This is a genomic window from Pseudarthrobacter sp. GA104, from assembly GCF_009741265.1.
GTDB lineage: Bacteria > Actinomycetota > Actinomycetes > Actinomycetales > Micrococcaceae > Arthrobacter.
In genome coordinates this window covers 889,224-911,709 of record NZ_WOWL01000001.1, presented here as the reverse complement: position 1 = coordinate 911,709, position 22,486 = coordinate 889,224, and the positions used below count along the sequence as shown (strand labels likewise).

Below are 22,486 nucleotides of genomic sequence, written 5' to 3'. Positions count from 1 at the left end.
CGTGGACAGCACTGCGGGCGCCGCGCGGCCGGTTGACTGGGCCGCGCTGGAGGCATCCGCCGTCGCCGCCATGCGCCACGCCTACGTTCCCTACTCGAAGTTCCCGGTGGGAGCGGCGGCACTGACCCACGACGGCCGTATTGTCAGCGGCTGCAATGTAGAGAACGCCAGCTACGGCCTTACCCTCTGCGCCGAGTGCGCGCTGGTGGGCAACCTGCACATGACCGGCGGCGGGCTGCTCCGCGCCTTCTACTGCGTGGACGGCAGCGGCAACATCCTCATGCCCTGTGGACGCTGCCGCCAGCTGCTGTACGAGTTCCGCGCCCCGGACATGGAGCTCATGACGACCCAAGGCATCAAGTCCATGGACCAGGTGTTGCCTGACGCCTTCGGTCCCGAACACCTGAAGGAAACATAATGACTGACAAGGTGACAGAGACCCGCGCAGTGGACAACATTGCCGAACCCTTCGACGCCGTCGACATCATCCGCGTAAAGCGGGACAAGGGCACCCTCAGCCCGGAACAGATCGACTGGACCATCGATGCCTACACCCGCGGCGCCATCGCGGACGAACAGATGGCAGCCCTGAACATGGCCATCCTGCTCAACGGCATGGACCGCACCGAGATCGCCCGGTGGACCGCTGCGATGATCGCGTCCGGCGAACGCATGGACTTCTCCAGCCTTCGCCGGCCTGACGGCGGCCTGAAGTACACGTCTGACAAGCATTCCACGGGGGGCGTGGGGGACAAGATCACCCTGCCGCTCGCGCCGTTGGTTGCGGTTTTCGGGGTCGCCGTACCGCAGCTCTCCGGCCGGGGCCTTGGCCACACCGGCGGCACCCTGGACAAGCTTGAATCCATCCCTGGCTGGCGTGCCTCCCTCAGCAATGAGGAAATCCTGGCCCAGCTCCAGGACGTGGGCGCGGTGATCTGCGCCGCCGGCGCCGGCCTGGCCCCGGCGGACCGGAAGCTGTACGCACTGCGGGACGTCACGGGCACGGTTGAAGCCATTCCCTTGATTGCCTCCTCCATCATGAGCAAGAAAATCGCGGAAGGGACCGGCTCCCTGGTCCTGGACGTGAAGGTGGGCAGCGGCGCCTTCATGAAGGATGAGGCCAGGGCCCGGGAGCTTGCCGAGACCATGGTGGCGCTGGGCAAGGACGCAGGAGTGAACACCGTGGCACTGCTCACCAACATGGATACCCCGCTGGGACTGACCGCGGGCAACGCCATCGAGGTCGAAGAATCCTTGGAGGTGCTTGCCGGCGGCGGCCCGGAGGACGTGGTGGAGCTGACCGTCAGGCTCGCCGAGGAAATGCTGGCCTCGGCGGGAGTGAACGACGCAGATCCGGCCGCCGCCCTCAAGGACGGCCGCGCCATGGATGTCTGGAACCGCATGATCGAAGCCCAGGGCGGCGATCCGCGGGCCAAGCTTCCGGCGGCCCGGGAGTCCGAGGTGGTCTACGCCCCGGCGGACGGCGTGCTCGTGGAACTTGATGCCCTGGCCGTCGGTGTTGCAGCCTGGCGCCTGGGCGCCGGCCGTGCCCGCAAGGAGGACGCCGTGCAGGCCGGTGCCGGGGTCCGGATGCACGCCAAGCCCGGCGCCGTGGTCCGGGCCGGCGAGCCCCTGATGACGCTGCTCACGGACACCCCGGAACGGTTCGCGCGGGCGAAGGAAGCGCTGGAGCACGCAGTGGTCATTGCGCCCGAGGGATCGCGGCCGGCGCAGCGGCTGATCATCGACCGAATAGCATAGGGATCCATGCAGGCCATCAATGACTTCATCCTCGCCGCAGCCGGGCAGCCTTGGGTGCTGGTCCTGGTGCTGGCCTGCTGCGTCATTGACGGCTTCTTTCCGCCCATCCCCAGCGAGTCGGTGGTGGTGGGCCTCGCCGCCGTTGCCGCCACCGCGGACGTCCCCAACCCCTGGGTCCTGATGCTGGTGGCTGCACTGGGGGCATTCTCGGGGGACAACATTGCCTATCTGATCGGCCGCAAGGTGGGCACCAGGAGATGGGGGTGGATGCGTAACCCCCGGATGCAGAGCGCCTTCCGGTGGGCGGGCAGGGAACTGCGGAAGCGTCCGGCCTCGCTCATCCTCGTGGCGAGGTTCGTTCCGATCGGGAGGGTGGCAGTGAACCTGACAGCGGGCTTCACGCATTATCCCCACGTGCGTTTCATCGGCCTCACCGTTCTGTCCGCGACCCTCTGGGCCGGCTACTCCGTGGGGATCGGGCTGTTTTTCGGGCAGTGGTTCGAGGACAACCACCTTTTGGGCGCCGCCATCGCCATCATCTGCGCCGTGGCGCTGGGGATCCTCGTGGACCTGGGCATCAACCGCCTCCGTCGCCGACCTCCGATGGTGGAACGGATGAAGGAACCGGAAGCGTAGTTGAAGCGTTGTTCCAGGAAGGCCAGGGCGTAGCGAATCGCGCCTTGGCCATGGGACACTTAGGAACGATTTCCGCTTTGGCTGCGCCACTTACGGCTATGCCATTTTGCATAGGAGCAAGACCCGCGTGGAGTTTATTAATGAGGCCGTGCTCCATGCAGCTGGTCAGTGGTGGATTTACCCGATACTGCTCGTGTTCTTCTTCGTTGACGGCTTCGCGATGGTGGTCCCCAGCGAGACCCTGATCGTGGCACTGGCGGCCTTTTCCCGGCACAGCGGGGAGCCCAATCTTTGGATCCTCGGCCTGACAGCCCTGGTTGGGGCCATTGCCGGGGACAATATGGCGTTTATGCTCGGACGGCGGATTGGCCTGGACCGGTGGAAGTGGATGCGCCGCCCCAAGGTCCAGAAAGCCTTCGGCTGGGCCCGCTACGAGCTCGAAAAGCGCGGCGCCGTGCTGATCTTTACTGCCCGCTACATTCCGTGGGGCCGGGTGGCCGTCAACTACGTGGCCGGCAGCACGGGCTTCGCCCACCGGCGCTTCTTCCTGCTGGATGCCTTCGCCTGCATCACGTGGGTGGGCTATTCGATTGGCATCGGCCTGCTGGCCAGTTCGTTCCCCTGGCTCCACCACAATCCGCTGCTCAGCGCGGGCATAGCCGTGGTCTTCGCCATCGTGCTCGGCATCCTCATCGACCACGTCCTGCGCTGGTGGCACAAGCACCTTGCCCGCAACGACGCCGAAGAGGTTGATGAGTGGCTTGACGGCGGTCCCTCCGGCGCCCGGGGCCCCGGTAACGGCAGCTCGGCCATCCTCGCTCCTGCGGCCCGGGACGGCAAGCCAGCCGCTAATTAGCGGCTGGCTTTGAACTCCCGCCCACCCTAAGGTGGGAAGGTGACTGAGCCCATTGTTGACGCTGCCCCTGCCATCGATTTCGACCTGAAGAACCTGCCGAAGGTCTCCCTCCACGACCACCTGGACGGAGGACTGCGTCCGGCCACCATCATCGAACTGGCCGAGGCCGTTGGCCACACGCTGCCTTCCACCGATCCCGTGGCGCTGGGCGAATGGTTCCGGGAGTCCGCCAACTCCGGCTCGCTGGTCCGCTACCTGGAAACGTTTGACCACACCGTTGCCGTCATGCAGACCCACGAAGGCCTGTTCCGGGTGGCCAAGGAGTTCGTTGAGGACCTCGCTGACGACGGCGTGGTGTACGGCGAAGTCCGGTGGGCGCCCGAGCAGCACCTCCAGAAGGGCCTCACGCTGGACCAGGCGGTGGAGGCCGTGCAGGAAGGACTCGAAGCCGGCGTCGAAGCCGTAGGGGAGAGCGGACGCGAGATCCAGGTGGGCCAGCTCATCACCGCCATGCGCCACGCGGACCGCGGGCAGGAGATCGCTGAACTCGCCGTCCGCCACCGCAACAAGGGCGTAGTCGGCTTCGACATCGCCGGAGCCGAGGACGGCTTCCTGCCTTCCCGTTTCCGGGACGCCTTCACCTACCTGGCCCAGCAGAACTTCCCGGCCACCGTGCACGCCGGCGAGGCCGCCGGGCTGGACAGCATCCAGTCCGCCCTGGTGGACGGCCGCGCCCTGCGGCTGGGACACGGCGTCCGGATTGCCGAGGACATCATGGTGGAGTTCGACGACGATGCAGAGGACACGATTGGCCTGGTCACCCTGGGCGACCTCTCCAGCTGGATCCGCGACCGCGGCATCGCCCTGGAAATCTGCCCCTCCTCCAACCTCCAGACCGGTGCGATCGCCGGGTTCGGCGAGGGCATCGAAAGCCATCCCCTGGACATGCTCTACCAGCTCGGCTTCAACGTCACCATCAACACCGACAACCGGCTGATGAGCGGTGTCACCCTGACCGACGAGTTCGAACTGCTGGTGGAAACCTTCGACTACGACCTCGATGACCTGCTGGAGCTGACGCTCAACGCGGCCGAGGCTGCCTTCCTGCCGCTCGAGGAGAAGGAAGCCCTGGTGGAGTACATCAACGACACCTACGCGAACCTTGGCTGAAACTCCCGCCGAAGGACTGGTGGCGGTCATAGCGCAACTGCGGGAACACTGCCCGTGGATGGGCGCCCTGACGCACGCCTCCCTGGTGGAATACCTGCTGGAAGAGGCGTTCGAGGTGGCCGAGACCATCGAGGCCAGCGTGCCGGCGGAGAAGGATTTCGACGTCGAGCTCCAGGGCGAGCTGGGCGACGTCCTGCTTCAGGTGGTCCTGCATGCCCGCCTCGCTGAGGAACGCGGCGCCTTCACGTTCGACGACGTCGCGCGCGGCCTGGGTGCCAAGATGGTCCGCCGCAACCCGCACGTGTTCCGCCCGGACGGCTCACTGCAGGACAGCTTTCCCGCAACGGTCGAGGAGATCGTGCAGAAGTGGGATGCGGTGAAGCGGGCGGAGCGGCCGGAGCGGCAGGATCCGTTCGAAGGGATCCCGCTGGCCCTGCCGGCGCTCGCGAGGGCGCAGAAGTCCATCGACCGCGCGGCAAGGGCAGGCGTCGAACTGCCTGCACAGGCTCCCATCCCGGAAACGGAAGAAGAACTCGGCGAGCTGCTGCTCGCCGTCGTACGCGCCGCACACGCCAACGGATTCGACGCTGAGCGCGCCCTCCGCGGCGCCGTGCGGAACTACCAGCAGCACGTCCCGCAGCAGCACCAACAAAGTTAGCCGCACCATCATGACGTCCGGGGGTGGATAGTTTTCCGTAACCCGGACCACTCTCGACTACGCTGGTCTGTGACGAGTACGTCGAGTCTTTCTGCAAGATCCCCCCGTTAATCGCCCATAAGGAGCAAAATTCATGGCGCTTATCGATGCCATCCACGCCCGCGAGATCCTCGATTCCCGTGGCAACCCGACCGTAGAAGTTGAGGTACTGCTCTCCGACGGCCAGATCGGCCGCGCCGCAGTTCCCTCCGGTGCTTCCACCGGTGAGCACGAGGCTGTTGAACTGCGCGACGGCGACAAGGGCCGTTACCTCGGCAAGGGCGTCCAGAAGGCCGTGGACGCGATCATCGACCAGATCGCTCCGGCCCTGACCGGCTTCGACGCCACCGACCAGCGCAGCATCGACCAGGCCATGCTGGACCTGGACGGTACCCCGAACAAGGGCAAGCTGGGCGCCAACGCCATCCTGGGCGTTTCCCTGGCCGTTGCCAACGCAGCCGCCGCCTCCGCGGACCTGCCCCTCTACAAGTACCTCGGCGGACCGAACGCGCACGTCCTGCCCGTGCCGCTCATGAACATCCTCAACGGCGGCTCCCACGCGGATTCCGACGTCGATATCCAGGAATTCATGGTTGTGCCGCTGGGTGCCGAAACCTTCTCCGAGGGCCTCCGCTGGGGCGTTGAGGTCTACCACGCGCTCAAGTCCGTCCTGAAGGAAAAGGGCCTCGCTACCGGCCTGGGCGACGAAGGCGGCTTCGCGCCGAACCTGCCGTCCAACCGTGCAGCACTGGACCTGATCCAGGAAGCCATCAAGAACGCCGGCTACACCCCGGGCAAGGACATCGCGCTGGCCCTGGACGTGGCCTCCTCGGAGTTCTTCACCGACGGCGCCTACCAGTTCGAAGGCAAGTCCCTGACCTCCGCCGAGATGAGCGCCTACTACGCCGAACTCGTGGCGGACTACCCGCTGGTCTCCATCGAGGACCCGCTGGACGAGAACGACTGGGACGGCTGGAAGACCCTCACCGACTCCATCGGCGACAAGGTGCAGCTGGTGGGCGACGACCTCTTCGTCACCAACCCCTCCATCCTGCAGCGCGGCATCGACACCAAGACCGCCAACTCTCTCCTGGTGAAGGTCAACCAGATCGGTTCCCTGACCGAGACGCTCGACGCCGTCAGCCTGGCCCAGCGTGCCGGCTACACCACCATTACCTCGCACCGCTCCGGCGAAACCGAGGACACCACCATCGCCGACATCTCGGTGGCCACCAACGCCGGCCAGATCAAGACCGGCGCCCCCGCCCGCTCCGAGCGCGTGGCCAAGTACAACCAGCTGCTGCGCATCGAAGAGGAACTCGACGACGCCGCCCGCTACGCAGGCCGCAGCGCGTTCCCGCGTTTCAAGGGCTAGTAGCCGCGTAAAGCAAACAACGGTGGCTATGGTTGAAAGACCATAGCCACCGTTGCTGTTTCGGCAGCATTTGTTTCAGCCCAGATAGTGGCGGCCCAGGCAGGCTGCGCGTTTCAGGAGTGTCATGGCTACCCGCCGTCCCAAAGTTCCCAAGGTCGCCCCATCCCGCGCCGCAAAGGAAGCCCCCGAGGGCGCGGACGTCATCCTCGCGGACTTCGGCCCGGGCAAGGACACGACGGCAGGAGACGCGGCCGGCGCACAACCGGCCGGCACCGCAGCCGGGCGCCGGGACCAGGCCTCCCGCAAGGGGCCTGAACAGGCCCGCCGCAAGGGCAGCAGCGCCACCGACGGCAAGGCAGGCCCGGCGGCTCCCGCAGACGACGAAGACCAGCAGCCGGTACCGGCCAAGGCGTTCTCCGGGCGGATGCTGGCGCTGGCCGTGGTGATGATTGCCATCACCATCATGCTTGCGCCCACAGTGAAGATCTTCTTCGACAAGAAGGCCGAGATTGACGCGCTGAATGCCGATATTGCCGCCCGCCAGGCGGAAGGCGACACCCTGCGGCAGCAGGTGTCCCGCTGGCAGGACCCCAACTACGTGAAGCAGCAGGCCCGCGACCGCATTAACATGGTTATGCCGGGAGAAACCGGCTACTGGGTCTTCGGCAGCGATCTGCCGGCCGGAGAAACCAGCAGCCAGGCCGGTGCAGCAACACAAGACCCCGCCGATCTGCCGTGGGTGGATTCCCTGTGGGAGTCCATCACGCGCGCGGCTACAGACTGAACCGCAACAGGAAGGACGGCCCGCCACAGTGGAACACAACACGGCAGCCGCCCGGGACGAATCCCGCCAACCATCAGCGCACGATCTTGAAGTCCTGAGCCGCCAGCTGGGACGGCCGATCCGTGATGTGGTGGAAATTCCTGCCCGCTGCGTCTGCGGCAATCCGCTCGTGGCCGCCACGGCTCCCCGGCTCAGCAACGGGACTCCGTTTCCCACCACCTTTTACCTGACACACCCGGTCATCACCTCAGCGGTGTCGCGGCTCGAAGCCGCAGGCGTCATGAACGAGATGAATGAGCAGCTGGCCGGTGATGAAGAACTGTCCGCGGCCTACCGCGCAGCACACGAAGACTACCTCGCGGCCCGCGACGCCATCGGGGAGCGGTCCGGCATCGGGGCTGTCCCCGAGATTGACGGTATCTCCGCCGGAGGCATGCCCACGCGCGTCAAATGCCTGCACGTCCTGGTGGGGCACTCCCTGGCCGCCGGGCCCGGGGTCAACCCGCTCGGGGACCAGGCGCTGGCCGGCATCACCGAATGGTGGACCGCGGACAGGTGCTACTGCGACGGCGCCTGGGACACCACGGGCGAGGCACCGTCCAGGGACCTGAGCCGCCACGGGCCGCAGGGTTTGCCGGACATCGTGGGCCGGCCGGCCCCGGTGCGGAAATCCGCCGACACGGCTGGAGCCGCGGAGTGACACGCGTTGCGGCCATTGACTGCGGCACCAACTCCATCCGCCTCCTGATTGCCGACGTTGAACGGACCAACGGCACCACCTCGCTCAAGGACGTGGTGCGGGAAATGCGCGTGGTGCGGCTGGGCCAGGGGGTGGACGCAACGGGCGAGCTGGCACCGGAGGCGCTGGAGCGCACGTTTGCGGCAACCGCTGACTATGCTGCGCTCATCCGCGACCACGGCGCCGCCAGGGTCCGTTTTGTTGCAACCTCGGCCAGCCGCGACGCACGCAACCGGCAGGTCTTCGTGGACGGGATCCGCGACCTGCTTGGCGTGGAGCCCGAAGTGATCTCCGGCGACGAGGAAGCCGCCTTGTCCTTCGCCGGAGCCAGCAGCGTGCTGCCCATCCTGGACGGGCACGAGGTGCTGGTGGTGGACCTGGGCGGCGGCAGCACCGAGTTCGTCCTGGGTACGGCTGCCGGGGTCACGGCCGCAAAGTCCGTGGATATCGGTTGCGTCCGCCTTACTGAGCGGCACCTCCAGGACGATCCCCCCACTGCCCAACAGATAGCGGACGCCGAAGCGGACGTGGACGCAGTCATCGCCCGCGCCCGCCGCGACGTGCCGCTGGAACGCGCCACCGCCGTCGTCGGTGTTGCCGGGTCCATCACCACCATCACCGCACACGCGCTCGGACTGGCCGAGTACTCGCCGGCTGCAATCCACGGCACCGAACTGCCCCTGGAAACCGTCCGGGCGGCCTCCACCGGCCTTCTGGAGATGACCAGGTCGGAGCGGGCCGCGCTGCCCTACATGCACCCCGGGCGGGTCGACGTGATCGGTGCCGGAGGGCTGGTGTGGCGGCGCATCCTGGAACAGCTGGGGGAGCTGACCGGCGGCCGCGTCGCCACAGCTACCGCCAGTGAGCACGACATCCTCGACGGCATCGCCCTGAGCATCGGCTGAACGGATGCACTACTTCATTCCACGGGCAACGCCCCCGCTTCGCCGTGCCGCCGCAGCGCTGCTTGCCCTGCTCCTGGCTGCCTGCTGCCTGGGTACCGGCCTTTTCGCCGCTCCCGCAGCGCACGCGGACGAATGGCGGGACAAGCAGTACTGGCTTCCTGAGTCCGGCATCACCAAGGCCTGGGAAGTTTCCAAGGGTGCGGGGGTCAAGGTGGCCATCATCGACAGCGGCATTGACGCGCAGCACCCTGACCTGAAGGGCGCCGTGATCGGCGGCTACGACGCCTCCGGCTCGGGCCAGCCGGACGGACAGAAAAGCGTGGGCGTGAAGCCGGAACACGGCACCCTGGTGGCCACGATGCTTGCCGGACGCGGACACCAGCCGGCCAGTGCCAGCCCCAGCCCGGCGCCCGGCCCGGCCGGCCTGCCCCCGGAAGGAATCGTAGGCGTGGCACCCGAGGCGCAGCTCCTCTCCGTCTCCACGTGGCTGGGTTCCACCAACCCCTCCGGCAAGAGCGACCAGGACCAGATCCCGGAAGCTGTCCGCTGGGCGGTGGACAACGGGGCAAAGGTCATCAATATCTCGCTCGGCAGCACTACTCCGCAGTGGCCCCAGAGCTGGGATGCGGCGTTCCTTTACGCCGAGCAGAAGGACGTGGTCATCGTTGCGGCTGCCGGAAACCGGGTGGGCGGCAACATCCAGGTGGGGGCTCCGGCCACCATCCCCGGCGTCCTCACGGTCGCCGGCCTGGACCGCAAAGGCGTGGCCAGCGTTGACGCCTCCTCCCAGGGCATCAGTATCGGCGTGGCCGCCCCGGCGGAGAACCTGCTGGGCGGCCTTCCGGGCGGTGGCTACGCCGAATGGGCCGGAACGTCCGGCAGTGCCCCCATTGTTTCCGGCGTGGCGGCACTGATCCGCTCCAAGTGGCCGGCCATGAGCGCAGAGCAGGTGATCAACAGGATTGTGTCCACGGCCAAGGATGCCGGGGCGCCAGGGAAGGATCCGCTGTACGGCTTTGGCGTGCTGAACGCCGAGGCGGCGCTGAAGGACGATGTCCCGGAAGTCACCGGCAACCCGCTGGGGTCCATCGCCGAATGGATCAGGGTCCACCGCAGGGGAAACCTGGCTTCTCCCGCGCCGCTGCCCACCACCGACGTTCCCAGCGCAGTCCCCACGCTGCCCGAAGCAACGGTGCCTGCAGCTGAGGCGCCCTCGAAGCGTGACAGTGCCATCGGCGCCGCCGTCGTCATTGGCTTTGCCGTGCTGTTCGTGGCGATCATCGCGGCCGCCGCGGTCCAGCTGCGCCGGGCCGCCAGGAACCCCGCCCTGCTCAGTGAAGAAGCGGAAACGGGGGCTGTCCAAAGGGTGGAATCCCGCGGAAAACCTGAGATTACGGGCCGAACTCCCAGTTAGTGAAGATTTTCACAAACTGTTGTATTCTTAAACCCATGGCAACCACCCCAGAGCTCCAGGACCGTCCCAGGGTACTCGTCGTCGGCGGCGGGTACGTCGGCCTGTACGTAGCACTCAAACTGCAGAAGAAGATCGCGAATGCCGGTGGCATCGTCACCCTCGTGGATCCACTGCCCTACATGACCTACCAGCCCTTCCTCCCTGAGGTAGCCGGCGGAAACATCGAGGCCCGCCACGCTGTGGTCTCCCACCGCAAGCACCTCCAGCAGACCGAACTGATCCAGGGCCGCGTTACCTCGATCGACCACGAGAACCGCACCGCGGTTGTGGCTCCCGCCGACGGCGGGGCTCCCTTCGAGGTTCCGTACTTCGACGTCGTCCTGGCGGCCGGCGCCATCACGCGTACGTTCCCCATCAAGGGACTCGCGGACAAGGGCATCGGCCTGAAGACCATCGAGGAAGCGGTTGCCCTCCGCAACAAGGTCCTGGAGCGCATCGAACTGGCCTCCACCATGACCGATCCCGCTGCCCGCGCCAAGGCCCTCACCTTCGTGGTGGTCGGCGGCGGCTTTGCCGGCATCGAATGCATCACCGAGATGGAGGACCTCGCCCGGGCCGCCGTCCGGAACAACCCGCGCATCAAGCAGGAGGAAGTCCGCTTCGTCCTGGTTGAGGCCATGGGCCGGATCATGCCCGAGGTCACCGCCAAGCAGGCTGAGTGGGTTGTGGAGCACCTCCGCAGCCGCGGCATCGAGGTGCTCCTGAACACCTCGCTGGACAGTGCCGAAGGCACCCTCAAGCTCATCAACCTTCCGGACAAGTCCCCGGCCCAGGAGTTCGAAGCGGACACCCTCGTGTGGACCGCCGGCGTGCAGGCCAACCCCATGGTCCGCTCCACCGATTTCCCGCTCGAGCCCCGCGGCCGCGTCCGCGTCCTGCCGGACCTCCGCATCGCCGGTGACGAAGGCATCATCGAGAACGCCTGGGCCGCCGGCGACGTCGCGGCTGTTCCGGACCTCACCGGCAAGGGCCTCCCGGACGGCACCTGCGTCCCCAACGCCCAGCACGCCCTCCGCCAGGCCAAGCGCCTCGCCAAGAACCTGTGGGCTTCCCGCTGGGACAAGCCGCTCAAGGACTACAAGCACAAGAACCTGGGCGCTGTAGCCGGCTTCGGTGAGTGGAAGGGCGTCGCCAACATCAACCTGGTTGGCAGCATCGGCCTCAAGGGCGGCCTCGCGTGGCTTGCGCACCGTGGCTACCACGGCCTCGCCATGCCCACGTTCGAGCGCAAGTTCCGCGTGATCCTGAACTGGGTCATCGCCTTCTTTGCCGGCCGCGACACCACCCAGCTCATGGACCTGGACAACCCCCGGGGCGCCTTCGTGGCAGCAGCCGCCCCGGCACCCAAGCCGGCGGCTGCGCCGGCTCCGGCACCCGCTCCGGAGCCCGCCGCTGTGCCCGCCGGATCCGGTTCCACGGCGACGGCACCTGCCGCTGCCGAAGCCAAGGAAACCGTTTCGGCCAAGGCCAAATAGCGCCTGCGCCGCGCCCTGCGCTGCAACGTCCGACGGCGGCTGTCCCCTTCCAGGGGGCAGCCGCCGTTTGCGTGGGCCCCGCAGGATGTGTCCGGGCCGGCCGCACTTCCCGCCGACGGCGTTGCCCGGCTTCTAGACTGGCACCATGACTGGCGAAAAAAACCTCGAGGCACTGTTGGCCGGGATGCATCCGGTACAGCGCGACGGCGAATACGTCTACGTGCTGTGGCCCTACGGGAGGGCGCTGGTGGAGGGCATCGAGGCGGCAGTCCGCGAGGCGGAAGGCCTGACGGTGGTGCTGCCCCGGGCGGTGGCGGACAGGGAAGGCCTGCCCTACGACTTCGTGGGTGCGTGGATCACCCTGCAGGTGCATTCCGCCCTGGAGGCTGTAGGCCTCACCGCCGCCGTCAGCAAAGCGCTCACCGAGGCAACGATCAGCTGCAACGTGCTGGCCGGCTTCCACCATGACCACCTGCTGGTGCCGGTGGCGGATGCGCCCCGGGCCCTGGAGGTCCTTGCCGATCTTTCCGCGCGGAGCCGGCAGGCGCCGCCGTCGGAGCTGGTGCTGCGCGACGAAACGCCGGAGGACCGGGAAGCGATCCTGGCCCTCACGGCTGATGCCTTCGCCGTCTCGCCGGTCACGGAGTTGCCCGTGGAGGGTGAGCCGGCGGAGGTGCGGGTACTGCGCGGGCTTTTCGGGTCGGAGGAGTACCTGCCGGAGTTCAGTGTGGTGGCGGTCCAGGACGGCAAAGTGGTGGGCCACGTCATCAGCACCCGGGGCTGGGTGGGCGACCACCCGCTGCTGGGCCTGGGTCCCCTCGGGGTCACGCCGCGGCTCCAGCGGCACGGTATCGGTTCGGCGCTCATGAAGGAGACAATCAGCCGGGCGAACGCTGCCGGGGAGAGCGGCATCGCCCTCCTTGGCAGCCCCGCGTATTACTCCCGGTTTGGTTTTGTCCCCGCCACGTCGCTGGGGGTCCTGCCGCCCGAGGAATCGTGGGGAGACCACTTCCAGCTGCTGCCGCTCGCGCTCTGGCCGGGTGGAGTCCACGGCACCTTCCGGTACGCCGAACCGTTCAGGCTCGTCTGACGGGATACCATTGACCGGGCGCCCCAGTAGCCCAATTGGCAGAGGCAGCGGACTTAAAATCCGCGTGTTGTGGGTTCGAGTCCCACCTGGGGTACAAAAGCAGGCCAAAGGCCCAAGAAACGGAAGCCGTCCGCACGCAGCGGGCGGCTTCCGGCGTTTAATTCCACATATGCAACTACTGTTATAAGGATGTGACCTCAGTCACTTATCTTCCCCGTGTATATGCATTAGCTTGAAACTAAATCAGGAACACCTGGTTTTTTCGTGTCAAAGGCCGTTCGCACCTTTAGATCGAGGAGCTCGTAAATGACTTTATTCCCCCAGGCGGGAACCCGTGTTGCCAAGCTGACAGCGCTTGGCATCGGCGTTGCCTTCATGGCAACGGCATGCGGCGGTTCGTCCACACCCACGGCAACCGAATCTTCCGCCACCGGATCTGCGGCAGGAATCGCGTGTCCGGCAGCTGAGGGCGGCGGAGGCGCGGCCGCCAGCCAGGCTGCCGACACCCCCTCGGTGCCGCCGTCAACCGCCACTACTGAAACCCCGCTGCGGATTGGCTCGCTCCTTCCCACCACCGGCTCGCTGGCCTTCCTCGGCCCGCCCGAAATCGCCGGCGTCAACCTTGGCATCGAGGAAGTCAACAAGGCGGGCGGCGTCCTGGGCAAGCCGGTCGAAGTAATCCACCGCGACTCCGGTGACACCAAGACCGACATCGCCACGCAGTCCACGTCCGCGTTGCTGGGCCAGGGGGTCAGTGCCATCATCGGTGCAGCGTCCTCAGGTGTATCCAAGACGGTCATCAACCAGATCACCGGCGCCGGTGTCATCCAGTTCTCACCGGCCAACACCTCCCCGGACTTCACCACGTGGGATGACAAGGGCCTGTACTGGCGTACAGCGCCTTCCGACGTTCTCCAGGGCAAGGTGCTCGGCAACTACATGGCCACCTGCGGCGCCCAGACCGTGGGCATGATCGTCCTCAATGACGCGTACGGAACCGGGCTGGCCAAGAACATCAAGTCGGCCTTTGAATCGGCCGGCGGCCAGGTTGTGGCGGAGGAGCTCTTCAATGAGGGCGATACCCAGTTCAGCAGCCAGGTGGACAAGGTCATTGCCGCCAAGCCGGACGCCATCGCCCTGATCACCTTTGACCAGGCCAAGAGCATCGTCCCGCTGATGACGGGCAAGGGCGTCAAGCCCACCCAGATGTTCCTGGTGGACGGCAACACCTCCGACTACAGCAAGGACTTCCAGGCGGGCACCCTGAAGGGCGCGCGGGGCACCATCCCGGGCACCTTCGCCCAGGAGAACTTCAAGAAGAAGTTGCTGGCCATCGACCCCGCCCTGAAGGACTACAGCTACGCCGGTGAATCCTACGATGCCGTCAACCTGATCGCGCTGGCAGCCGAGTCGGCGAAGAGCACCAAGGGCGTGGATATTGCAGCCAAGCTCAAGGAAGTCTCTCAAGGCGGCGAGAAGTGCACGTCCTACGCCTCCTGCGTCACGCTGATCCGTGCGGGCAAGGATGCGGACTATGACGGCCAGTCCGGCCCGGTGACGTTCTCTGACGCCGGTGACCCGACGGAAGCCTACATCGGCATCTACGAGTACCAGGATGACAACAAGTACAAGGCAGTCAAGGAAGAGTTCGGCAAGCTCTAACAGCCCCGCCTGATACACAAAGGAGCCCCCGTCCAAGAGGACGGGGGCTCCTTTGCGCGGTGGTGCTATTCGACGGTGTCGGCCAGCGTCCCGAGGTAGAGCTGGATGACTTTGGGGTCCTTCATCAGCTCGCGGCCGGTGCCGGTGTAGGCGTCCCGGCCCTGGTCCAGGACGTAGGCGCGGTCGCAGATCTGCAGGCAGCGCCGGGCGTTCTGTTCCACCATGATCACCGAGACCCCTGCGCGGTTGATCTCATGGACGCGCAGGAAGGTCTCGTCCTGTTTGACGGGGGAGAGGCCCGCGGAGGGCTCATCAAGCAGCAGCACGGCCGGGTCCATCATCAGGGCACGGCCCATGGCCACCATCTGGCGTTCGCCGCCGGAGAGCGAGCCGGCCCGCTGCGCGCGCCGCTTGCCCAGTTCCGGGAACAGGCCGGCCACGAAGTCGAACCGTTCGGCGAAATCCTTGGGCCGCTGGAACATGCCCATCTGCAGGTTTTCCTCGATGGTCAGCGTGGCGAACACATTGTTGGTTTGCGGGACGAAGCCCACCCCGCGGGACACCAGCTTGTTAGCCTTCAGCCCGGTGATGTCCTGGCCGCGGACCACCACCGTGCCCGAATGGACCTTCACCAGGCCGAACATCGCCTTCAGGAGGGTGGACTTGCCGGCGCCGTTGGGGCCGATGATGCCGATCAGTTCGCCTTTGCGGGCCTCGATGCTGCAGCCGTTGAGGATATTGACTCCCGGCAGGTATCCCGCCACAAGGTCGGTGACCTTGACCACCGAATCCCCGTCAATGACCGGGTGTGCGGCCGGTGCCGCGCTGGTGCTGCTCATTGGCTGTCCTTCCCTGTGTTGCCTGTGTCCGTGCTGCCGTGGCGGCCCCGGGCCCCGCCCGGGCGGTCCTCGTCCGCCTCCTTGGCCACAACGTCGAGCGAGATGATGCCCGCATTTTCCGTTCCGACGATCGATTCCTCGTCCGCAACCAGTTCGGCTGCAAGCTCCTTGAGGCCTTCGGAGTCACCGAGGTCGACGTCGTGGTGTGCACCCAGGTAGGCGTCGATGACGGCAGGGTTCTTCATCACTTCGCCGGGCGGGCCTTCCGCGACCACCTTTCCCTCGGCCATGACCACAACCCAGTCTGCGATGTGGCGGACCATATGCATGTCGTGTTCCACGAACAGGACTGTCATGCCTTCGGCTTTGAGGTTCTTGATGTGGTCCAGCAGCGACTGTGTCAGGGCCGGGTTGACGCCTGCCATGGGTTCGTCAAGCATCACCAGCTTGGGCCGCACCATGAGGGACCTGGCCATCTCCAGGAGCTTGCGCTGGCCGCCGGACAGCGACGCCGCGTAGTCGTCCTTCTTGGCGTCGAGCTTGAACTTCTCCAGCAGCACGTCGGCTTCGCCGGTGATTTGTTTCTCCCGGCCGCCCCACATGCCTTTGAACAGCGCCTTGGACAGCCGCTCGCCGGGCTGGTTTGCCGCACCGAGGCGCATGTTTTCCATCACGGTCAGCTTGCCCATGACCTTGGTGAGCTGGAAGGTGCGCACCATGCCCATCCGCGCCACCTTGTAGGGAGACACTCCGGCGAGGCTCTTGCCTTCGAACTGCCACTTACCGGTATTGGGTGTGTCAAAGCCGGTGAGCAGGTTGAAGAGGGTGGTCTTGCCTGCGCCGTTGGGGCCGATGAGCGCCGTGATCTTGTGGCGGGGGATTTCGAGGTACTCGACGTCCACCGCATTGATGCCGCCGAAGCTGCGGGTCACGTTTTCCGCCACCACGATGGGGTCGCGCTTTTTGCAGCCGGGCCCCACTTCTCCGGCCGCGATGGGCCGGGTGTCGGTCATGTAGTCCAACTCGCCCGTACCGGCCGGTGTGGGTTCTTCGCTGTGCATGCTCATGCGAACGCCAGCTCCTTCTTGTTTCCAAAGACGCCCTGGGGCCTGAAGATCATCAGCAGCATCAGGGCGACGCCAACCAGGATGTAGCGCAGCTGGCCGGCCTGGACCGTGTTCAGCCACGTGATGGCCCCTGACTCGATCAGGCCGTAGAGGATGCCTTGGGTCAGTGACAGCACGACCCAGAAGATCATCGCGCCGATGACCGGTCCGAGCACGGTGCCCAGGCCTCCCAGCAGGAGGCAGGTATAGAGGAAGAACGTCAGCTCAGTGCCGTAGTTGGCCGGCTGCACCGCTCCGCGGGGGAGGGTGAAGATCATGCCGGCGAGTGCGCCAAGGACGCCGCCGATAATGAGTGCCTGCATCTTGTAGGCATAGACGTTCTTGCCCAGGGACCGGACCGCGTTCTCGTCTTCGCGGATGCCCTTGAGGACGCGTCCCCAGGGGCTGCGCATCAGCAGCCACACCAGGGTGCAGCAGAGGGCCACCAGTGCCCAGCCCACCACGCGGATGAAGAAGTCGCGGTTGTTCATGCCGAAATAGGAGCCCTCAGGGAACGGGTTCATTGCGTAGAACCCGCCTTCGAAGGCCGCCAGCCCGTTGGCCGATCCGGTCACCGAGGTGAGCTGGTTGGTGGTCACGATGTACCGGACGATTTCCGCCGCTGCAATGGTCACGATGGCGAGGTAGTCTGCCCGGAGCCGCAGGGTGGGAATGCCGAGAAGCAGCGCAAAAATTGCGGAGGCAATGATGGCGATCAGCAGTCCCACGAAGAACGGGACACCGAAGGTGAGGGTGGAGATGGCGAAGCCGTAGGCTCCCACCGCCATGAAGCCGGCCTGGCCGAAGTTCAGCAGGCCGGAGTAGCCGAAGTGCACGGCGAGGCCGAGCGCGGCCAGGGCGTATGCGGCCGTCGTCGGGCTGAAAATTTCACTTGCAGCGCTGGCAAGAATGAATCCAAAATCCATGGCTGTCTCCTAACCCACGCGCTCGCGCCGGCCCAGGATTCCCTGCGGCCGGAACAATAGGACAACGATCATGATGAACAGGGCACCCACGTACTTAAGGTCCGCGGCAAGGCCGAACACGGTGGTCAGCTCCACGAAGATGCCCACGATGACGGAACCGATCAGGGCGCCGAAGACCGTGCCGAGGCCGCCCAGGGTGACGCCGGCGAAGATCAGCAGGAGGATGGCCGAGCCCATGTCGAAGGTGACGCCGGGACGGTAGTAGGCCCAGAGGATGCCACCCAGGGAGGCCAGCATGCCGCCGGTGATCCAGACGATCCGGATGACGGAGTCGACGTCGATGCCCGAGGCGGCCGCAAGGGCAGGGTTGTCGGCTACCGCACGGGTTGCCTTGCCCAGCCTGGTCTTCAGCAGCACGATGCCGATCAGGGCGATCACTACCGCGCTGATCCCGAGGGACCAGAGGTTGTTGGGCGAGATGGAAACCGGGCCCAGCTGGATTTCGGGGCTCTGGGCGAACGGCAGCTGCTGGGTGGCGCCGCCGAAGTAGAACTGGATGACGTACCGGACGGCAAGTGCAAGTCCGATGCTGACGATCATCATGGGCACCAGGCCGGTGCCGCGCCGGCGCAGCGGCCGCCACAGGCCCCGGTCCTGGGCATATCCGAACAGGCCACCGCCCAACAGGGACAGGATCAGGGCCAGCCAGAAGGGAAGACCGATGGCGTTAAAGGCAAACACCAGCACCGCTCCAAGGGTGACCATCTCGCCGTGGGCGAAGTTGGTGAGCCCGGTGGTGCCGAAAATCAGGGACAGGCCAACTGAGGCGAGGGCAAGGAGAAGGCCGAAGCTCAGGCCGGCCACGAGGCGGTTGAGCAGGTTTTGGCCGAAGTCCTGCTGCTGCACCACGATGCCCTTGCCGAAGGCGAAGATCACAGACAGGTTTGAGGTCTGGCTGAAGGTCACCTGGCGCGGATTCTCCTGGCCATCAGCCAGTTTGATGCCCTCGGGAAGGGTCGATTCGTCCAGTTCCACCGTGTACGTGCCCTGATCGGGGACGCCGATGTTCCAGGATCCGTTCGCGGACGATTTGGCCGTACCGGTGAAGCCGTCCTTCTTGGCCGTGATGGTCACATCCGCCAGGGGTGCGCGGGTGTCATCGCGGAGAAATCCACTGATGTTGTTTTGGAATGTCTGGTTCGACGGGGATGGTGTCGGAGCCGGGGAAGTGGCCTGCGATGCCGGTGCTGCCGCGAGAAGGATTGCCAGGATGGAGGCGCTTACGGCTCCCATTAACCTCAGCAACCCACGGCGTCCTCCGGCCGGCCGGCCTTGGGGTGTACTTCTCAAATTGAAAAACCTCCACTTGGGGGGCGGTCTCGGCTGCGCCTTTGCAGCCGTTGCGAACGGATGCAGGGAGGGGATGGTGCCAATCTGGCGCGGCACCGCACGTGTGTGAGTTCCGTCACCCTGCTTGGCTTATGGTACAGCGCGGATGTTGCGGGAAATGCCGAGGTTCAGGCGCCGATGGTAGCGATCGGATAACAACTCCGCCGTCATGACGGGGGCGGGGAACTTTCACGGGTGCAATTACGTGAGAATTGGTACCGTAAACCTTAAGGTTTCAACACATCCCTATGGAGGAATCCAGCAATGGCACTTGGCGGCAACCCGATCTTCAACGGAAAAAGCTTCCGTGGAGCCACCCAGGCACCGCCTGTCCCGCAGGCTCCCTACGGACACGCGCCCTATGGCCAGCAGCCGTACGGGCAGGCACCCTACGGCCAGCAGGCATACGGCCAGCCACAGAACATGACCACTGAGCAGCTGCAGCAGATGTACAGCCAGCCCGCTGCGGGCCCGGCGGACACCGGCAGGATGACCTTCGACGACGTCATCGTCAAGACCGCCGCCTGCCTCGGAGTGCTGCTCGCCGGTGCCGCGGTGACAATGTTCGTCAGCATGGGCCTGGCTTCGCTCCTGATGATCGTTGGCGCGCTGGGCGGCTTCGTGCTTGCCCTGGTCAACACTTTCAAGAAGCAGCCGTCGCCGGCACTGATTCTTGCCTACGCAGGCCTTGAAGGCCTCTTCCTCGGCGGCCTCACCCGGGTCCTGGACACCATGTACCCGGGAGTGGGGCTTCAGGCTGTGCTCGGCACGCTGTCCGTGTTCACGGTGACGCTGCTCCTGTTCAAGAGCGGCAAGGTGCGCGCCACCCCGAAGGCCATGAAGTTCTTCATGATCGCTTTGGTTGGCTACGCCCTCTTCTCCGTCGTGAACCTCGTCATGATGATGACCGGCCTGACATCGGAACCCTTCGGGCTGCGCAGCGGCATCATCGGCGTCGCCATCGGCATCCTGGCCATCGGCCTCGCGGCATTCTCCCTGGTCATGGACTTCACCAGCATCGAGGAGGGCGTCCGCAACGGCGCTCCCCAGCGCTTCTCCTGGACGGCCGCATTCGGCCTGACGGTCACGCTGGTATGGCTCTACGTGGAGATCATCCGCCTGCTGTCCATCCTGCGCGGGGAAGAGTAGCGCACAAGGCGGCAACCGCCGTCGGACCTTCCCAATAGCTGAGGGCCCCACCGTATGGTGGGGCCCTCAGCAGTTAACCGTACTGGGGCCGGCGCTAGGCGATCCGCCGGGCTCCCGCCGCGGGCGAGACTGCGAAGATGTCCGGCGCCTTGAAGCCGGCATCCGCGAAAGCAGTGGCGACGGCGTCACGCACCTTTTGTTCCAGGGCCACCGGGGTGAGCGCTATGGCCGCCCCGCCGAATCCGCCCCCGGTCATCCGTGCACCGATGGCGCCGCCGGCGCGGGAAGCGTCCACTGCCAGGTCCAGCTCGGGGCAGGAGATCTCGAAGTCGTCCCGCATGGACGTGTGGCTGGCATCCAGCAGGGGACCAATGGCCGCTGGCCCTTGGCTTGCCAGGAGCTCCACGGTCTGGAGTACCCGATCGTTTTCCGTGACCACGTGGCGGACGCGCCGGAACGTCACGTCATCCAGGAGGCCGCTGGCTTCCTCCAGATCGCCCACCTGCACGTCACGGAGCGCCTTGACCCCCAGCACCTCCGCGCCGAGTTCGCAGGATGCCCGCCGGGAGGCGTAGCCGCCGTCGGCATGCGAGTGCGAGACCTTGGTGTCGATCACGAGCATCACCAGGTCCGCCGGCCCTGTCTCGAAGGGAACCAGGCGCACGTTCTGGTCGCGGCAGTCGAGGAAGACCGCGTGGCCTTCCGAACCGCGGAGCGAGGCGGACTGGTCCATGATCCCTGTGGGAGCGCCGACGAACTCATTCTCGGCACGCTGTGTGGCAAGCACCATTTCCCGGGCTTCGAGCCCGGCCCCGGTCAGATCGTTCAGTGCCGAGATGACCGCACATTCAATCGCGTGGGAGGAGGACAGTCCGGCTCCGAGGGGGACATCCGAGTCCAGCAGCAGGTCAACGCCCGGGACAGCGATGCCTCGCTGTTGCAGGGCCCACATCACGCCGAGCGGGTATTTGGTCCATCCTTTGGCGGAGCCCGGCTCCAGGGAATCCAGCGTGGTGCTTACCATGCCTTGGTCGCCGTAGGTGGAGAGCAGGCGCACGGAGGAATCGGGGCGGACCCTGACGGCCACCCGGGCGGTGCGGTCGATGGCGAAGGGCAGGACGAAACCCTCGTTGTAGTCCGTGTGCTCGCCGATCAGGTTTACGCGGCCCGGCGCTTGCCAGATTCCGTCCGGAGCGCCGCCGAACTCCCGCGAAAACCGTGCTGCAAGGTCCTGGGTCGGCGCGCCCGTGGCCAGGGGATCCGGTGCGAGGTTCACGCGTGCGCTCCTTCGGGTGCGGCCGCTGCGGCGGCGGGGGTGGTGGAAAGCGGAAGGGTCACCGCGCGCAGCCGCTCCGCGACGCTTTCCGGGGTGGTGTCATTGATGAAAGCGCCCATGGCCGCCTCCGATCCGGCCAGGTACTTCAGCTTATCGGCCGCCCTCCGCGGGGAGGTCAGCTGGAGGTGGAGGTAGCCGGCGGGCCGCAGGACCGGATCCAGGGGAGCCTGGTGCCAGGCCGAAATGTACGGGGTTGGCGTGGGGTAGAGGCCGTCCACCCGCCGGAGCAGATCGAGGTAGACGCACGCGAGTTCGTCCTTCTCCTCGCCGCTCAGCGCCGCGAGGTCCGGGACCTGGCGGTGGGGCACCAGGTGGATTTCGAGCGGCCAGCGGGCGGCAAAGGGAACATACGCGCTGAAGTTCTCCCCTTCCAGGACCATCCTGCTTCCGTCATCCCGCTCGGAACGCAGCAGTGAGCCGGTGAGGGTGTCGCCGCCGCCCTGGGCATCGTAGAACCTTCGTGCTGCGGCGCCGAGGACGCCCGCGCGGGGGGTGATGTAAGGGTAGGCGTAGATTTGTCCGTGGGGGTGGTGGAGCGTTACTCCAATGTCCGCCCCACGGTTTTCGAAGGGGAAGACCTGCTTGATTCCGGGCAGCTCGCTCAGGGCCTGCGTTCGCTGCGCCCAGGCCTCTATGACGGTACGGGACCGCTCTTCGCCCAGTTCGCTGAATGATCCGGTGTGGGCGGGGGTGAACGCCACTACCTCGCAGCGTCCGTACGCGGGACCCTTGGTACCCCACGATGCCTCGCCCGGTATCGGGCCCAGCGCGGGGCCCAGTGAGGGGAAACGGTTTTCAAACACCACCACGTCGTAGTCCGAAGCCGGGATTTCAGAGGGGTTGCCGGGGGTGGTGGGGCAGATCGGGCACTGGTCCGCCGGCGGGAGGTGCGTTCGGGTCTGCCGGTGCGCGGCGACGGCAACCCACTCATCCGTCAGTGCGTCGTAGCGGACCTCGCCCGGTTCCCCCCTCGGGGGAAGTCCCCGGTGGTCGGTGGTGAATTCGGCGGCTCGCGGCTTGGGAGTCCCGGCGTCATCGAAATAGATGAGCTCCCTGCCGTCGGAGAGCGTGGTGCTCGTGATAGCTGTCATGAAAAAAGTGTGACACGTTCGATCAA

21 protein-coding genes and 1 tRNA gene are annotated in these 22,486 nt (G+C 66.1%); 16 read left to right on the top strand and 6 right to left on the bottom strand.

Annotated elements, in window-relative coordinates; genetic code table 11:
- Position 1: 1 nt before the first annotated feature.
- From GK109_RS04035 to GK109_RS03965, 15 genes are all read left to right on the top strand, one after another.
- Complete coding sequence (locus tag GK109_RS04035) at positions 2–418, top strand: cytidine deaminase (protein ID WP_323056238.1); 417 nt, start codon at positions 2–4, stop codon at positions 416–418.
- Positions 418–1,761, top strand: coding sequence for a thymidine phosphorylase (locus GK109_RS04030; RefSeq protein WP_157238749.1), 1,344 nt, complete (start codon positions 418–420; stop codon positions 1,759–1,761). Before GK109_RS04035 ends, GK109_RS04030 begins: the two co-directional genes overlap by 1 nt.
- 6 nt (positions 1,762–1,767) lie before the next feature.
- Entirely contained in the window at positions 1,768–2,397 is a 630-nt protein-coding gene (locus tag GK109_RS04025) for a DedA family protein (protein WP_157238748.1), read from the top strand.
- Positions 2,398–2,524: 127 nt separating this feature from the next.
- A complete protein-coding gene (locus tag GK109_RS04020; protein WP_323056237.1) occupies positions 2,525–3,253 on the top strand; it encodes a DedA family protein in 729 nt (242 codons plus the stop codon).
- A gap of 39 nt (positions 3,254–3,292) precedes the next feature.
- On the top strand, positions 3,293–4,423 hold the full coding sequence (locus tag GK109_RS04015) for an adenosine deaminase (RefSeq protein ID WP_370460389.1): 1,131 nt from the start codon (positions 3,293–3,295) through the stop codon (positions 4,421–4,423).
- A gap of 58 nt (positions 4,424–4,481) precedes the next feature.
- Positions 4,482–5,081 (top strand): MazG nucleotide pyrophosphohydrolase domain-containing protein, encoded by a 600-nt coding sequence (locus GK109_RS04010; protein WP_157242625.1) that lies wholly within the window; start codon positions 4,482–4,484, stop codon positions 5,079–5,081.
- Positions 5,082–5,214: 133 nt separating this feature from the next.
- Positions 5,215–6,495, top strand: coding sequence for a phosphopyruvate hydratase (gene eno / locus GK109_RS04005; RefSeq protein WP_157238746.1), 1,281 nt, complete (start codon positions 5,215–5,217; stop codon positions 6,493–6,495).
- Positions 6,496–6,619: 124 nt separating this feature from the next.
- Positions 6,620–7,279 carry a septum formation initiator family protein gene (locus GK109_RS04000; protein ID WP_157238745.1) on the top strand — a complete coding sequence of 220 codons (660 nt, stop codon included), beginning with the start codon at positions 6,620–6,622 and terminating at the stop codon, positions 7,277–7,279.
- A gap of 28 nt (positions 7,280–7,307) precedes the next feature.
- Positions 7,308–7,979, top strand: a complete 672-nt coding sequence (locus tag GK109_RS03995; protein WP_370460388.1) for a DUF501 domain-containing protein — start codon at positions 7,308–7,310, stop codon at positions 7,977–7,979.
- Positions 7,976–8,923, top strand: coding sequence for an exopolyphosphatase (locus GK109_RS03990; protein ID WP_370460387.1), 948 nt, complete (start codon positions 7,976–7,978; stop codon positions 8,921–8,923). The genes GK109_RS03995 and GK109_RS03990 overlap by 4 nt, the downstream gene beginning before the upstream one ends.
- A 4-nt stretch (positions 8,924–8,927) precedes the next feature.
- Entirely contained in the window at positions 8,928–10,337 is a 1,410-nt protein-coding gene (locus GK109_RS03985; protein ID WP_157238744.1) for a S8 family serine peptidase, read from the top strand.
- Between the two features lie 35 nt (positions 10,338–10,372).
- Positions 10,373–11,872 (top strand): NAD(P)/FAD-dependent oxidoreductase, encoded by a 1,500-nt coding sequence (locus GK109_RS03980; protein WP_157238743.1) that lies wholly within the window; start codon positions 10,373–10,375, stop codon positions 11,870–11,872.
- Positions 11,873–12,017: 145 nt separating this feature from the next.
- Positions 12,018–12,962 (top strand): N-acetyltransferase, encoded by a 945-nt coding sequence (locus GK109_RS03975; protein WP_157238742.1) that lies wholly within the window; start codon positions 12,018–12,020, stop codon positions 12,960–12,962.
- A 20-nt stretch (positions 12,963–12,982) separates the two neighbouring features.
- A tRNA-Leu gene (locus tag GK109_RS03970) sits at positions 12,983–13,056 on the top strand.
- 212 nt (positions 13,057–13,268) lie between these two features.
- Positions 13,269–14,624, top strand: coding sequence for an ABC transporter substrate-binding protein (locus GK109_RS03965; protein ID WP_157238741.1), 1,356 nt, complete (start codon positions 13,269–13,271; stop codon positions 14,622–14,624).
- A gap of 65 nt (positions 14,625–14,689) precedes the next feature.
- Here the strand turns inward: GK109_RS03965 and GK109_RS03960 are convergent, their stop codons facing one another.
- From GK109_RS03960 to GK109_RS03945, 4 genes are read right to left on the bottom strand one after another with little or no spacing between them, the layout of a single operon-like run.
- Complete coding sequence (locus GK109_RS03960; RefSeq protein WP_157238740.1) at positions 14,690–15,463, bottom strand: ABC transporter ATP-binding protein; 774 nt, start codon at positions 15,461–15,463, stop codon at positions 14,690–14,692.
- The gene (locus GK109_RS03955) at positions 15,460–16,530 is read right to left on the bottom strand and encodes an ABC transporter ATP-binding protein (RefSeq protein ID WP_157238739.1); all 1,071 of its coding nucleotides are present in this window, start codon (positions 16,528–16,530) and stop codon (positions 15,460–15,462) included. The genes GK109_RS03960 and GK109_RS03955 overlap by 4 nt, the downstream gene beginning before the upstream one ends.
- Positions 16,527–17,495: a branched-chain amino acid ABC transporter permease gene (locus tag GK109_RS03950; protein WP_157238738.1), complete on the bottom strand. Its 969-nt coding sequence runs from the start codon at positions 17,493–17,495 to the stop codon at positions 16,527–16,529. The genes GK109_RS03955 and GK109_RS03950 overlap by 4 nt, the downstream gene beginning before the upstream one ends.
- Before the next feature lie 9 nt (positions 17,496–17,504).
- Positions 17,505–18,788: a branched-chain amino acid ABC transporter permease gene (locus GK109_RS03945; protein WP_157238737.1), complete on the bottom strand. Its 1,284-nt coding sequence runs from the start codon at positions 18,786–18,788 to the stop codon at positions 17,505–17,507.
- 360 nt (positions 18,789–19,148) lie between these two features.
- Between GK109_RS03945 and GK109_RS03940 the strand changes: the two genes are divergently transcribed.
- Positions 19,149–20,033 (top strand): Bax inhibitor-1/YccA family protein, encoded by an 885-nt coding sequence (locus GK109_RS03940; RefSeq protein WP_157238736.1) that lies wholly within the window; start codon positions 19,149–19,151, stop codon positions 20,031–20,033.
- 94 nt (positions 20,034–20,127) lie between these two features.
- On the opposite strand, the gene galK is transcribed toward GK109_RS03940, so the two are convergent.
- Together galK and galT are read right to left on the bottom strand one after the other, a co-directional pair.
- The gene (galK, locus tag GK109_RS03935; RefSeq protein WP_370460386.1) at positions 20,128–21,309 is read right to left on the bottom strand and encodes a galactokinase; all 1,182 of its coding nucleotides are present in this window, start codon (positions 21,307–21,309) and stop codon (positions 20,128–20,130) included.
- Positions 21,306–22,460 carry a galactose-1-phosphate uridylyltransferase gene (galT, locus tag GK109_RS03930; protein ID WP_157238735.1) on the bottom strand — a complete coding sequence of 385 codons (1,155 nt, stop codon included), beginning with the start codon at positions 22,458–22,460 and terminating at the stop codon, positions 21,306–21,308. Before galT ends, galK begins: the two co-directional genes overlap by 4 nt.
- Between the last annotated feature and the right edge of the window lie 26 nt (positions 22,461–22,486).